The organism is Paranoxybacillus vitaminiphilus, assembly GCF_003259935.1.
Lineage (GTDB): Bacteria > Bacillota > Bacilli > Bacillales > Anoxybacillaceae > Paranoxybacillus > Paranoxybacillus vitaminiphilus.
The window spans coordinates 322,071-335,895 of record NZ_QLMH01000003.1; the positions used below are offsets into that span (position 1 = coordinate 322,071).

Consider the following 13,825-nt stretch of genomic DNA (forward strand, 5'->3'; position numbering starts at 1 on the left):
TTGTCCGTTGAGTACATTACTGATTGCGTGTCATCAGCAAAATTTGCCGAAAACCTTCGAGAACAAGACGACAAATGTCTTGTTCTTTTTTTCTTTTTTTATGATAAGATCGCCAAGAAATAATGAGACGAGGATGGTGAAAAGATGGACAAGCAAGAGAATAAAATATCGATTAAAATAAATGGAAGCGAACGGCCTTTTACGACAGAAGAAGCGGCTATTTCAAAGCATCTAACAAACGAAATAAGGGAAAAAAAGGAACGGCTGTTTGAAAATGATCATAAACAGGAAAATGAGCACAGTGTTATGGATTGGACGGAATTACGTAAAGCGAAAGCGAGCCCGATAAAGAAAAAATCGTTGAACAGCACTGTCAGAAAACATAAGTCAGCGCTTGTTTCGATTTTCACTGCGGTAGTGATTGGAACAAGTCTCGGTTTTGTTGTGTTAAACTTTCTTTCCGAGGAAAAAGTAAATGGAACACCAGAAGAATTCGTTTCTTCGTCTAATTCCGCTTTGCCGCCGCCGCATACGGAAACAAAAGAGCAAGCGGCCGGCAGCGCCCAACAGTCAGCTTTTTCTGTTTATGTGATTCAAGCAGGGGTTTTTTCGACAGCAGAAGCGGCCGGAGAATATAGGAGCAAATTAAATAATGCCGGCATTCCTGCGGTTGCCTTCGGAGAAAAACCAACGTATTTATTTATTGGCATTGGTTTAGAAAAGGAAGCATTGCGTCCTGTAAGTGAACTTTATCAACAAAAAGGGCAGGAAACGTACATGAAGCCGATGACGTTAGCACCGGAAGCCGATGCAGAAGCAAATAAAATTCTGGCAGCCAGTCAATCGTTTTACGAAAAATTAATTTCTGCATCCGTACAACTGTCGGGAGGACAGTCATTAAGCGATGAAATAAAAAAAGATTTACAAAACGAATATAAGCAGTTCCAAACCGTCAAAGCGCCGGGCGCCAAAAACGCAGTTGAATATAAAAAACGTTTGGAAAACGCTTATGCATTATTCACTTCCTTTGAGCAAACAAAAGATGCACAATTGCTGCCAAAAATTCAACAACAGCTTTTAGAAGCATTAACGCTTTATATGGCGTTTACAAGCAAATAACCGAAAAAGCTGTCTCATACATATTCGCTGAGACAGTCTTTTTTTTGCGGAAATTTGCATGAAAATGTCATTTTTAAAAATTGTGTCTAAATGCAAGATTTGATACGATACTATTGTATCTTCCAATTTGAAACAAATGCTCATACAGGGGGAATGCAGATGAAACGATTGATTTTAGCCTCCAGCTCTCCTCGAAGAAAAGAGCTTCTAGAAATGGCCAACCTTCCATTTGAAATCCTCGCCAGCCATATTGAAGAAGAGGTTCCCGAAAACAGTACGCCGGAAGAGGTTGTGCAGTCGCTTGCCTATCAAAAAGCCAAGGCGGTTGCTGAATTAGAGAAAGATGCCTATGTTCTCGGAGCGGATACGGTTGTTGTTTATAACGGAACGATCTTAGGAAAGCCGAAAACGGAACAGGAAGCGTTTCAAACGCTGAAGCTGTTATCAGGTAAAACTCACGAAGTATTAACAGGTGTTGCGATTTTGTCGCGGGCAGAAGAAACCGTCTTTTATGAACGAACAAAAGTAACATTTTGGGATTTGACAGACGAAGAAATTTTCGACTATATTGCCAGCGGAGAGCCGATGGATAAAGCCGGTTCTTACGGCATTCAACAGCGCGGTTCTCTCTTTGTGAAGAGAATAGACGGAGACTATTTTTCCGTTGTCGGCCTGCCGATTGCCCGTACGGTCCGCGAGTTGAAAAAGCTTGGATTTTAGCTGGAACATAAGGAGGTATTTTTTTGAAAACGATGTCCTTAATGATTCGGGATTTTCCAGAGGATGAGCGGCCGCGTGAACGTTTAATTTCTGACGGCCCGGAAAGCCTGGCGAATCATGAACTGCTGGCCATTTTGCTGCGGACGGGGACAAAGGATGAATCAGTATTACAGCTGGCAAACCGCTTATTAAATCATTTTGAAGGGCTGCGTCTGCTAAAAGATGCGACAATTGAAGAAATGACAAGCATTAAAGGAATCGGGACGGCCAAAGCTGTGCAAATTCTTGCTGCTATTGAGCTTGGGAGACGGATCAGCCGATTGCAATATAATGAACGTTATGTGATTCGTTCTCCGGAAGATGGGGCAAAATACGTGATGGACGACATGCGTTTTTTGTCCCAGGAACATTTTGTCGCTCTTTATTTAAATACGAAAAATCAAGTCATTCACCGGAAAACGGTATTTATCGGAAGCTTAAACGCCTCTATTGTTCATCCCCGTGAAGTATTTAAAGAAGCGATTAAGCGCTCTGCTGCCTCCATTATTTGTGCGCATAACCATCCTTCCGGAGACCCGACTCCAAGCCGTGAAGATATCGAAGTAACAAAGCGGCTCGTTGAATGTGGGAGAATGATTGGCATCGAGCTGTTAGATCATCTTATTATTGGCGATCGAAAATTTGTCAGCCTGAAAGAAAAAGGCTACGTGTAATGGTTCTCTTTTTTTGTCGAATCAGTTATAATAAAAGTTATGAGTTTTTCCTAATTGTTTGCAAGAAGGACGAAGCAAGCTTGAACGGAGTCAAACAAAGGGATTTGTTTGTTTTGTGAGAAATTCGGCAAAAAAAACTCGAACTTTGCCGAAATATGTATGTATATGAGGTTTGCGTTTCATATAAAAAATTAGCATTTCGTTTCAGAAAGGAAGATACGTAATGTTTGGATTTGGTACGAGAGATCTTGGCATAGACCTAGGCACTGCGAATACGCTTGTGTATGTAAAAGGAAAAGGAATTGTGTTAAGAGAACCTTCCGTTGTTGCATTGCAAAAAGATACGAAGCAAATTGTCGCCGTTGGAAACGAGGCGAAAAACATGATTGGACGTACGCCGGGAAATGTTGTGGCATTGCGCCCGATGAAAGACGGTGTCATCGCTGATTATGAAACAACGGCAACGATGATGAAATATTACATTAAGCAGGCAACGAAAAATAAAGGATTGTTCGCCGGAAAACCGTATGTAATGGTTTGCGTTCCATACGGAATTACAGCGGTTGAGGAGCGCGCGGTCATCGATGCGACACGGCAGGCGGGAGCGCGTGATGCGTACACGATCGAAGAACCGTTTGCTGCGGCAATCGGCGCTAATCTCCCGGTATGGGAGCCGACAGGAAGCATGGTCGTTGATATCGGCGGCGGTACGACCGAAGTGGCGGTTATTTCCTTGGGAGGCATCGTCACAAGCCAGTCGATTCGCGTTGCTGGCGATGAGATGGACGAGGCGATTATTCATTACATTCGCAAAACGTATAATTTAATGATTGGTGAACGCACGGCGGAAGCGATTAAAATGGAAATTGGTTCAGCCGGCAATCCTGAGGGAATCGGCAATATGGAAATCCGCGGCCGCGACTTGCTGACAGGTCTGCCGAAAACGATTGAAATTAGCGCGGAGGAAATTGCTGAAGCATTGCGGGATACGGTATATGCAATTGTTGATTCCGTAAAAAATACGTTGGAAAAAACGCCGCCGGAATTAGCGGCTGACATTATGGACCGCGGCATTGTGTTAACTGGAGGCGGCGCATTGCTGCGCAATCTTGATAAAGTTATCAGCGAGGAAACAAAAATGCCTGTGATTGTGGCGGAAAATCCGCTTGATTGTGTCGCCATCGGTACGGGCAAAGCGTTAGACCATATTCATTTATTTAAAAATAAAACAAAAGATCATCGCTAAACGTAAGAGGGTGTAAAAATCATGCCACAGTTTTTTTTGAATAAACGTTTAATTGTTTTGTTAGTCAGCATTATTTTTCTCGTGGCATTGATTGGTTTTTCCTTAAAAGAACGACAAAATTTAACTTGGCCGGAGCAATTTATTAAAGATACAGCTGGTTTTGTGCAGTTTATTTTTCATAAGCCCGCACAATTCGTTGCGGGCTTCTTTGAAAATGTCAACGACATAAAACATACATACAAGGAAAATAAAATTTTAAAAGCGCGGCTGGAAGAGTATGCTGTGTTAGAAGCACAAGTACAGGAATTGGAAAAAGAAAACGCGAGGCTGCGTGAATTTCTTGATAAAAAGGAAAGTCTTAGGGATTTTGAGCCAATTCAGGCAACGGTGGTAGGACGCAATCCCGACCGATGGCAGGAACTGGTTATTGTCAATAAGGGCAAACGGCACGGTGTGACAAAAGATATGGCGGTCATTACCCCTTCAAGAGCTCTCGTTGGGAAAGTTCAGCATGTTTCACCGTTCACAGCAACGATTCAGCTGTTAAGCGCTTCCGATCAAAAAAATCGTATTTCTGCATTTGTTCAAGGAGAAGAAAATGCATTTGGCTTGATTGAAGGTTATGACGAAAAGCGAAAAGCACTGCTTTTAAGACGAATCCCATTTGATGCGAAAATTAAAGAGAAGCAAAAAGTGTTAACATCTGGCCTTGGAGGCGTATTTCCAAAGGGATTGGTGATTGGCGAAGTGCTTGAAGTGGAACCGGATGAATATGGATTAACGCAAATGGCTTATGTAAAGCCTTATGCAAACTTTTATGATATTGATGATGTCATTATTGCCAAACGGAAAATTGATGATCCAAAAGAGGAAGGGGAGTGAGAAGAGTGAAAAAGCTCGTACTTCCTTTTCTCGTTATTCTTTTTTTTGTCAGTGAAAGCATCGTTGTTGACCTTTGGCCGAAAAATGGGTTTTATGAAAAATATATTTTCGTCCCGCGTTTTCTTCTCATTGCCATTGTTTTTGTTACGGTTTATGTGACACGATTTTACGGCATTGTGTATGGTTTTGTTTTTGGGCTGCTATATGATGTTTTTTATACGGAAATTTTAGGTGTTTATATGTTTATATTTGTATTAATTGCTTATTTAACCTCAAAAGCGATGCGGGTGTTTCATAATAACGTTTTAGTGACATCATTTCTAAGTATCGTAGCCGTTAGTGTTGTCGAATTTTATGTATATGGAATTTATTTGCTGATTGGAAAAACCGATATGCCGTTTGAAATATTTCTTTACGATCGCTTGTTTCCAACGATCTTCCTAAATACGATTTTTGTCATTTTCGTTTCTTACCCGCTTAAACAGCAGCTCATAAAATTGCCAATTCGTGAGCGCGAAGATGAAGATTATCTCCTTTGAAAAAAGGAAAATGAAATGATGTTGTAGAATTATTCGTTGAGGTGAACGTTGTGAATAGGCAAAAACAGCAATACGTGACAATTAAAGGAACGAAAGACGGGCTGACGTTACATCTCGATGATACTTGTTCCTATCGTGATCTGGTAATGGAATTAGAGGAAAAATTATCTGTTAACCAAACAAATGAGCCGGATGGTCCACTCGTTGCCGTTCATCTTAAAGTAGGGAACCGCTACTTAACTCCTGAACAGGAAGAAGAGATTCGCACATTGATTCGCACGAAAAAAAATTTAGTCGTTGAATCGATTGAAAGCAACGTAATTACAAAAGAAGAAGCGCTGATTTGGAAGCGGGAGACGGAAATTGTTTCTGTTTCAAAAATTGTTCGCTCAGGTCAAATTTTGCATGTGCAAGGCGATCTTTTATTAATTGGTGATGTCAATCCGGGAGGAACCGTCATTGCTGGTGGAAATATTTTTATCCTTGGAGCGTTGAGGGGGATTGCTCATGCTGGGTATTATGGGAATAAAGAAGCGGTTATTGTCGCTTCAGTGATGAAACCGATGCAGCTGAGAATCAGCGATATTATGAACCGCGCTCCAGATTATAAAGCGGAAGAGCGGAATGAAATGGAATGCGCTTATGTTGATGACAATAATCAAATTGTTGTTGACCGTTTGCAGCTGTTAACACATCTAAGACCTCATTTAACAAGGTTAGAAAGGAGACTGTAACAGTGGGGGAAGCTATTGTCATTACATCAGGAAAAGGCGGCGTTGGTAAAACAACGACGACAGCAAACTTAGGCACAGCCTTAGCCTTGGCAGGAAAGCGCGTATGCCTTGTCGATACAGATATCGGTTTGCGCAATCTCGATGTCGTCATGGGACTTGAAAACCGTATTATTTATGATTTAGTCGATGTGGCACAAGGCCGCTGTACTGTGCAAAAAGCGCTTGTCAAAGATAAGCGCTTTGATGACAAATTATATTTATTGCCGGCGGCACAAACAAGCGATAAAACCGCTGTTACTCCGGAACAGATGAAGAAGCTGATTCAGGAATTAAAACAAGACTATGATTATATTTTAATAGATTGTCCAGCCGGCATTGAGCAAGGGTATCGGAACGCAGTTGCCGGGGCTGATGAGGCGATTGTTGTTACTACACCGGAAGTTGCTGCCGTGCGTGATGCCGATCGCATTATTGGTTTGCTGGAAAAAGAGGAAAACATTCGTCCGCCGCGTCTCATTATTAACCGCATCCGCAGCCATATGGTCAAAAGCGGTGATATGTTGGATATCGATGAAATTGTGATGCATTTGTCCATTGATTTGCTGGGAATTATTGCTGATGATGAGAATGTGATTAAAGCTTCCAATAACGGTGAACCAATTGTTCTTGACCCAAACAGCAAAGCTTCGATTGCCTATCGCAATATTGCAAGAAGAATCCTCGGCGAATCCGTACCGTTACAGTCACTTGAAGAAGAACAAAAAGGTGTCTTTGCAAAAATTAAAAAGTTTTTTGGCGTGCGATGAAAAAGCTGACCGAAATCAAAGTGTCAGACCCCGCAACAGCCGTATATAGTGTTATAGCATTCGAGCAACACACTGTATATGTTTTGTTGTGCATGAGGTCAGACACTTATTGGTCAGCTTTTTTTGTCTTTGTCATATCCTAAAAGAAGATTTCATAAAATGGTACAAACTATGAGTGGAGGATGGTAGGAAATGGGCAATCGGGCTGATGAGATTCGCAAACGCATCGCCAAGCGAAAACGGCAGCGGCAACAAATTCATTATCAGCAGCAAAGACACGCATTTTTCGAGCTGGCTGACGAGGAGAAATACGGGGGACATTCACTCATTACGTATGACGATTATTCCAACAAAGACAGTCATCCGCTTTTCCACAAAGAGCTCTTCCTCTTAAAAACTTTTCTCTCCGTCTGTCTCGTATTAATCACAGCCATTTTATTTAAAAATTCATCTTCTCATTTAGAACCAATCAGAAGCTTTGTCAAAAGTACGATGGAGCAGGAATTTCAATTTGCTGCTGTTGCCGATTGGTATGAACAGCAATTTGGAAAGCCGCTTGCATTGCTGCCAAAAGAGGGGCAACAAGAGAGGAATAAAGGAGTACAGTACGCGGTCCCTGCTTTCGGCCGCGTGTTAGAAAGCTTTGATGTAAATGGACAAGGAGTGATGGTGGAAACCGGGATGGAAGCATCTGTGGAAGCAATGAATGAAGGGATTGTTGTTTTTGCCGGTATAAAGGACAAGCTCGGCAAAACGGTGATTATTCAACATGCGGATGGAACGGAGTCATGGTATGGCAGCTTAGGAAAGATTTCCGTGAAGTTGTACGATTTTGTGGAAATGAAAAAAGAAGTGGGGAAAGCAATGAATAATGAAGACAATACAAAAGGAGTTTTTTATTTTGCGATTAAACAAGGGGAGCAATTTATTGACCCGATTCAGGTGATTTCTTTTGAATAAGTATATTTCGCTTCTCAACAAAATTCATATCCATCCGCTTTTATGGCTCGTATGCGGCATCGCAATTGTAACCGCTCAGTTTAAACACCTACTTATTCTATTTTTTATCGTGTTCATTCATGAAGTTGGACATGCGCTTGCGGCTCTTTTTTTTTCATGGCGCATTAAGCGAATTTTGCTGCTGCCGTTTGGCGGCGTTGCCGAAGTGGAAGAGCACGGAAATCGGCCGTTCAAAGAAGAATTCATTGTCACGCTTGCCGGACCGATGCAACATATTTGGCTTGTCGCCGCTGCATTTTTATTAATGAAATTAGAGATGATGACAAGTGAGCTATTCGGCATATTTTTTGAATATAATCTGGCTATTTTTCTTATCAATTTATTGCCCATTTGGCCGCTTGATGGGGGAAAATTATTATTTTTACTGTTTACTCATTATTGGCCTTTCAGTCAGGCACATGAAAAGCTGCTCCTTTTTTCATTTTGCGGTGTGTTCATTTTAACAGCGATGATTGTATGGCTCAACCCGGTTCAAATCAGTCTTTGGATGATTGTATTGTTCCTTTTTTACTCGTTATTTCATGAATGGAGACATAGGCAGTATATGATCATGCGTTTTTTACTTGAGCGGTATTACGGAAAAAAAGTCGTCTACCGCAAATTAAAACCAATTGTTGTCGAACATACCGATTTTATTTTTGATATATTGTTACAGTTTTATCGTGGCCCAAAACATTCCATTGTCGTGATGAAAGACGAAAAACAGCAGGCGGTGTTGGATGAAAACGAGCTGTTACATGTGTTTTTTTCAGAAAAAAGAGTAGATGAACGCGTCGGCAATCTTCTTCATTATTATTGATCGAGAGCGCATCATTCATAGAGCTGTAAAATGTAAAATAGGTTGACATCTCTATTTTTTTCATGGTATCATTTTTCATGTTGTAATGTTTTGTACCGTTGGGCGGACGGGAGGTCAAGCCTTGTGGAGTGAAAGCACTTGATTCACGATGAAGCAGGAATCCTTAAGGGGAACGCCATATTTGTAGCACCCGTGCTACAACCGCTCAGCTCGGGTTGCAAGTTTTCGCAAACAGCGAAACGCCTCGAAGCTGGCGAGTCTGAGTCTAATTTAGGAGGTGCAAATATGTACGCGATTATCGAAACTGGCGGTAAACAAATTAAAGTTCAAGAAGGTCAAGAGATTTACATTGAAAAAATCGACGTTGCTGAAGGCGAAACAGTTACATTTGACAAAGTGTTATTCGTAGGCGGCGAAACTGTAAAAGTTGGCAATCCTACGGTAGCCGGTGCAACTGTAACTGCAAAAGTAGCAAAGCATGGTCGCCAAAAGAAAATTATCGTTTTCAAATATAAAGCGAAGAAAAACCAACGTCGTAAACAAGGCCACCGTCAACCTTACACAAAAGTAGTAATCGAAAAAATTAACGCGTAAGGCGTAGACGATGATAAAAGTAGACATTCAACGTACAGAACAAGGAAAGGTTAAAGCCTTTACGTTAAGCGGACACGCCAATTTTGCCAAGCGTGGCCAAGATATTGTTTGTGCTGGAGTATCAGCGGTTTCGTTCGGTGCGATTAACTCCATTATCGCTTTAACGAAAGTAACGCCGCGAATCAAGCAAGGAGAAAACGGGGGCTACCTTCACTGTGAGATTCCGATGATTGAAGATCAAACAGTCGAGGAAAAAGTCCAGCTGCTCCTTGAAGGAATGATCGTCTCCTTACAAACAATTGAAAAAGAATACGGCAAGTATATTCAAATTACGGAAAAGTAACAGGAGGTGAAACTCATGTTAAGATTAGATCTTCAATTTTTCGCATCTAAAAAAGGTGTAGGTTCTACAAAAAACGGCCGTGATTCTATCGCGAAACGTCTTGGTGCAAAACGTGCTGACGGCCAATTCGTAACCGGCGGTTCCATTCTTTACCGTCAACGCGGTACGAAAATCTACCCAGGCTTAAACGTAGGCCGCGGCGGCGATGATACTCTTTACGCAAAAGTAGACGGCATCGTACGTTTTGAGCGTTTCGGCCGTGACCGCAAAAAAGTGAGCGTTTATCCAGTAGCTCAAGAAGCGTAAGCTGTTTGAAAACTCTAACCGTTTTGGTTAGGGTTTTCTTTTTGCTCATTTTAATAGAAAACGATGTTTTGCATATTTGTCCCTTTTGGTATAATTTAGCTAAATAAAAATTTTTAATAGGGGATTTTGGATGAAGAAACAGTGGCATATTGTTGAAGTGTTGCGCCAGTCCCGGCACGATTGGCTGAACAAAATTCAACTCATTAAAGGGAATTTAGCATTAAATAAATTAGAACGTGTCAAAGAAATCATTGAGGAAATCGTCATTGAAACGCAGCATGAAGCAAAATTAACGAATTTGAATGCGCTTGAGCTGGCTGAGCTTTTAATGACATATAATTGGCAGGCACAGCATTTCCGTCTTGAATATGAAGTGCTTGGGGATGTATGTGATTTATCCATCTATGATAAGGAACTTTCCAACTGGTGCAGACAGTTTTTTTATATTCTCGAAGAACACGCTGACGGGAACGGAGAAAATCATTTAAGCATTTCCATCGAGATAGGGGAAAACGTGCGGTTCTTTTTTGATTATAGTGGAACAATAACAGATGCGAATTCATTAAAGGAATGGCTCAGCAGTCATATGGCTGGAACGGCTGTTTTTGTAGAGACGTTTCAAGTACATAGTAAAGAGATGACCGTTGTTTTAAAAATTGGCATGTGAGCATCATGAGAAGAACGGAGGAAAGAAAAATATGTTTGTCGATCAAGTGAAAATTTATGTCAAAGGTGGAGACGGCGGTAATGGCATGGTTGCATTCCGCCGTGAAAAATATGTGCCAAAAGGCGGACCTGCCGGCGGAGATGGCGGAAAAGGCGGTGATGTTGTTTTTGTGGTTGATGAAGGATTGCGCACATTGATGGATTTCCGTTATCAGCGTCATTTTAAGGCGCCAAGAGGCGAGCACGGCATGTCAAAAGGACAACATGGAAAAAATGCCGAAGATTTAATTGTAAAGGTACCGCCGGGAACCGTTGTTATTGATGATGACACGAAACAAGTCATTGCCGATTTGACCGAACACGGACAGCGGTTTGTCGTTGCCAAGGGAGGACGTGGCGGACGCGGAAATATGAGATTTGCCACCGCGACCAACCCGGCGCCGGAAATTGCCGAAAATGGTGAGCCGGGCGAGGAGCGCTACGTTACACTTGAATTGAAGTTGTTGGCTGATGTTGGTTTAGTCGGCTTTCCGAGCGTCGGAAAATCTACTTTGCTTTCTGTCGTTTCGGCAGCGAAGCCGAAAATAGCTGATTATCATTTTACAACACTTGTTCCGAATTTAGGCGTTGTCGAGACGGATGATGGCCGCAGCTTCGTTATGGCTGATTTGCCGGGCTTGATCGAAGGAGCGCATCAAGGAGTAGGGCTCGGTCATCAATTTTTGCGCCATATCGAAAGAACACGCGTCATTGTGCATGTCATCGACATGGCTGCTATGGAAGGCCGCGATCCGTATGAAGATTATTTAGTGATTAATGAAGAGCTAAAGCAATATAATTTGCGCTTAACCGAACGTCCGCAAATTATCGTCGCCAATAAAATGGACATGCCAAACGCCGCAGAAAATTTAAAGCTGTTCAAAGAAAAGCTGCAAGACGATGTGCCGATTTTTCCGATTTCTGCAATAACAAGACAAGGGTTGCGTGATTTGTTGTTTGCGATTGCTGACTTGTTAGAAACCACACCGGAGTTTCCGCTTCATGAGACAGAAGAGCCTGCTGTGCAGCGTGTTGTGTATCGTCTTGAAAAAGAAGCGCCTGCTTTTGAAATAAGCCGGGATAGTTCGGGAGCGTTTATTTTATCAGGAGAAAAAATTGAAAAGCTATTTAAAATGACCGATTTTTCAAGAGAGGAGTCAGTGAGACGGTTTGCCCGTCAGCTGCGCTCAATGGGAGTTGACGATGCATTGCGCAAGCGCGGTGCGAAAGACGGCGATATTGTCAAGCTGTTAGATTATGAATTTGAATTTATTGATTAAACGGGCGAGGAAGGTGCGGGCACTTGGATAAAAAATTTTATTTAGTGCGGGAAGACGTATTGCCCGAAGCGATGAAAAAGGTGCTTGAAGCGAAGGAACTGCTCGAAAGAAAAAAAGCAAATTCCATCGCTGATGCGGTGCAAATGGTCGGTGTAAGCCGCAGCGTTTTTTACAAATACCGTGATGCGGTCTTCCCTTTTCATGCCATTGTGAAAGAAAATATTATTACATTATTTTTTCATCTTGAAGATCGTTCCGGGACGTTGTCTAAGCTTCTTAGTGTTGTGGCTGCAGCTGGGTGCAACGTGCTGACGATTCACCAAACGATTCCGCTTCAAGGCCGTGCCAATGTAACACTGACCATCAGCACGAACGACATGAACGAAGATATTGAAGATTTACTAACAAAATTACGCCATTTAGAATTTGTTGAAAAAGTAGAAGTCGTTGGTTCAGGAGCGTAAGTAAGGGAGAGACAAATGATGAAAATTGGCTACTTAGGACCGAAAGCAACATTTACAGACTTAGCGGTGACAACCGTTTTTCCGAATCACGAAAAAGTGCCGTACAATACCATACCGGAATGTATTGATGCTGTAAGCAGCGGGGAAGTGGAGCTGGGTGTTGTGCCGCTTGAAAATGCGATCGAAGGCTCTGTGAATTTAACGATTGATTATTTAGTGCATGAGCAAACATTGCCGATTGTTGGGGAGATTGTCGCCCCGATCCAGCAGCATTTAATGGTGCACCCTAATCATTCGGACGATTGGGACGCGATACGTTGCGTATATTCTCACTCTCATGCCATTGCCCAGTGCCATAAATTTTTACATAAACATTTCAAGCAGGCGATGTATGAGTATACGACATCGACTAGCGCTGCGGCGAAATTTGTAAGCGAGAATCCAGAGTTAAAAATCGCGGCGATTGCCAACCGATTAGCCGCTCAAACGTACGGTTTGACGATTGTTCAGGAAAATATTCACGATTATGACTACAACCATACACGGTTTATCATTGTTCAGAAAGAAAACAGGGAGCTTTCCATCGATTCGCCGCTCTATGCCGGTGATAAAACGACATTGATGATTACGCTCCCAAAAGACCAGGCCGGTGCGCTTCATCAAGTATTGTCCGCTTTTGCGTGGCGCAAATTAAACTTAACGAAAATCGAATCTCGTCCGGCGAAAACCGGATTAGGCAATTACTTCTTTATTATTGACATTGATCAAAAAATGGACGACGTGCTTATCCCCGGAGCCATTGCCGAACTCGAAGCGCTCGGATGCTCTGTGCAAGTGTTAGGAAGTTATCCGTATTACATCATTTGAAGAAAATCCCCCAGCCGTTGAGATTGATCAAGGCTGGGGGATTTTTATTCAAGAGCTTTCCAAGTTTGACTGACGATTTTCTGTTGATAAATGTTGAACGATTATAAATAAAGATGAATTTGCAAGAGTCGTTACAAAAAGAGAATAACGTTGATAGCTTGATAAAATAAACAAATAAACAATGGTAGAGAGGTAAAATCTTGTAATTCGAAAAAACGGATTGACGATGAAGGAAATCATTTATATATATGATAATATAAGCCATCTATGTTATTAGAAGGTTCATCACCAAAAGTCGGGGGTGACAAATTTCCCTCCCGTTTCTAGGCGGATGCGCAAGAAAAGATGTGCGTTGTTTCGGTATCCATACCCTCTCCTTTTAATGAGTTTTATTTTATTATTTGTGCCCTCCATCTTTCCGTTTGATAAAGTGGATAAAATGGTATTGAGTATGGCTTTCTCACGAGAAACAAAGGCTTTCACAATACTTGAAACCGCACCGCAAGTATGAAATTGAAACCGTTTTATCCAATCCGAAAATCGTCTTTTCGCTTGAATAAACGTTTTCGCTTTGAATACGTAACGAATGTGTTGTAAGGATTGATATATATGACATACATGCTTGTCTTCTTTTAGCCATTGCGAAACCAACCCACGCTCTTCTTCCGTGAGTGTAGCTGGATCACAC

At 41.9% G+C, this 13,825-nt stretch carries 18 protein-coding genes and 1 other annotated feature; of the genes, 17 read left to right on the plus strand and 1 reads right to left on the minus strand.

Annotation, left to right across the window (positions count from 1 at the left end; all coding sequences use genetic code 11):
• Positions 1 to 144 precede the first annotated feature (144 nt).
• From B0I26_RS06425 to pheA, 17 genes are all read left to right on the plus strand, one after another.
• Entirely contained in the window at positions 145 to 1,119 is a 975-nt protein-coding gene (locus tag B0I26_RS06425; protein WP_111644633.1) for a hypothetical protein, read from the plus strand.
• A gap of 159 nt (positions 1,120 to 1,278) precedes the next feature.
• A complete protein-coding gene (locus tag B0I26_RS06430; protein WP_111644634.1) occupies positions 1,279 to 1,839 on the plus strand; it encodes a Maf family protein in 561 nt (186 codons plus the stop codon).
• Positions 1,840 to 1,871: 32 nt separating this feature from the next.
• The gene (gene radC, locus B0I26_RS06435) at positions 1,872 to 2,552 is read left to right on the plus strand and encodes a RadC family protein (RefSeq protein ID WP_111644660.1); all 681 of its coding nucleotides are present in this window, start codon (positions 1,872 to 1,874) and stop codon (positions 2,550 to 2,552) included.
• Between the two features lie 223 nt (positions 2,553 to 2,775).
• Entirely contained in the window at positions 2,776 to 3,798 is a 1,023-nt protein-coding gene (locus tag B0I26_RS06440; protein ID WP_111644635.1) for a rod shape-determining protein, read from the plus strand.
• 21 nt (positions 3,799 to 3,819) lie between these two features.
• A complete protein-coding gene (mreC, locus tag B0I26_RS06445; protein ID WP_111644636.1) occupies positions 3,820 to 4,680 on the plus strand; it encodes a rod shape-determining protein MreC in 861 nt (286 codons plus the stop codon).
• A 5-nt stretch (positions 4,681 to 4,685) separates the two neighbouring features.
• Positions 4,686 to 5,219 (plus strand): rod shape-determining protein MreD, encoded by a 534-nt coding sequence (gene mreD / locus B0I26_RS06450; protein ID WP_111644637.1) that lies wholly within the window; start codon positions 4,686 to 4,688, stop codon positions 5,217 to 5,219.
• Between the two features lie 50 nt (positions 5,220 to 5,269).
• The gene (gene minC / locus B0I26_RS06455) at positions 5,270 to 5,953 is read left to right on the plus strand and encodes a septum site-determining protein MinC (protein WP_146612796.1); all 684 of its coding nucleotides are present in this window, start codon (positions 5,270 to 5,272) and stop codon (positions 5,951 to 5,953) included.
• 2 nt (positions 5,954 to 5,955) lie between these two features.
• Positions 5,956 to 6,759, plus strand: coding sequence for a septum site-determining protein MinD (gene minD / locus B0I26_RS06460; RefSeq protein WP_111644639.1), 804 nt, complete (start codon positions 5,956 to 5,958; stop codon positions 6,757 to 6,759).
• A 192-nt stretch (positions 6,760 to 6,951) separates the two neighbouring features.
• Positions 6,952 to 7,719: a M23 family metallopeptidase gene (locus B0I26_RS06465; protein ID WP_111644640.1), complete on the plus strand. Its 768-nt coding sequence runs from the start codon at positions 6,952 to 6,954 to the stop codon at positions 7,717 to 7,719.
• Positions 7,712 to 8,578: a M50 family metallopeptidase gene (locus B0I26_RS06470; protein ID WP_111644641.1), complete on the plus strand. Its 867-nt coding sequence runs from the start codon at positions 7,712 to 7,714 to the stop codon at positions 8,576 to 8,578. Before B0I26_RS06465 ends, B0I26_RS06470 begins: the two co-directional genes overlap by 8 nt.
• A gap of 189 nt (positions 8,579 to 8,767) precedes the next feature.
• Positions 8,768 to 8,849: a sequence feature (ribosomal protein L21 leader region), on the plus strand.
• Positions 8,850 to 8,863: 14 nt separating this feature from the next.
• Positions 8,864 to 9,172 carry a 50S ribosomal protein L21 gene (rplU, locus tag B0I26_RS06475; protein WP_044894643.1) on the plus strand — a complete coding sequence of 103 codons (309 nt, stop codon included), beginning with the start codon at positions 8,864 to 8,866 and terminating at the stop codon, positions 9,170 to 9,172.
• Between the two features lie 10 nt (positions 9,173 to 9,182).
• Entirely contained in the window at positions 9,183 to 9,515 is a 333-nt protein-coding gene (locus tag B0I26_RS06480; protein WP_111644642.1) for a ribosomal-processing cysteine protease Prp, read from the plus strand.
• Between the two features lie 15 nt (positions 9,516 to 9,530).
• Entirely contained in the window at positions 9,531 to 9,821 is a 291-nt protein-coding gene (gene rpmA / locus B0I26_RS06485) for a 50S ribosomal protein L27 (protein WP_111644643.1), read from the plus strand.
• A gap of 130 nt (positions 9,822 to 9,951) precedes the next feature.
• On the plus strand, positions 9,952 to 10,488 hold the full coding sequence (locus tag B0I26_RS06490; RefSeq protein ID WP_111644644.1) for a Spo0B C-terminal domain-containing protein: 537 nt from the start codon (positions 9,952 to 9,954) through the stop codon (positions 10,486 to 10,488).
• Positions 10,489 to 10,519: 31 nt separating this feature from the next.
• The gene (gene obgE / locus B0I26_RS06495; protein WP_111644645.1) at positions 10,520 to 11,806 is read left to right on the plus strand and encodes a GTPase ObgE; all 1,287 of its coding nucleotides are present in this window, start codon (positions 10,520 to 10,522) and stop codon (positions 11,804 to 11,806) included.
• Positions 11,807 to 11,829: 23 nt separating this feature from the next.
• Positions 11,830 to 12,270: an ACT domain-containing protein gene (locus B0I26_RS06500; protein ID WP_111644646.1), complete on the plus strand. Its 441-nt coding sequence runs from the start codon at positions 11,830 to 11,832 to the stop codon at positions 12,268 to 12,270.
• 18 nt (positions 12,271 to 12,288) lie between these two features.
• Positions 12,289 to 13,137, plus strand: a complete 849-nt coding sequence (gene pheA / locus B0I26_RS06505; RefSeq protein ID WP_111644647.1) for a prephenate dehydratase — start codon at positions 12,289 to 12,291, stop codon at positions 13,135 to 13,137.
• A gap of 285 nt (positions 13,138 to 13,422) precedes the next feature.
• Here the strand turns inward: pheA and B0I26_RS06510 are convergent.
• Positions 13,423 to 13,825, minus strand: a 403-nt coding sequence (locus B0I26_RS06510) for a transposase (protein ID WP_146612797.1), incomplete at its 5' end; no start/stop codon positions are given.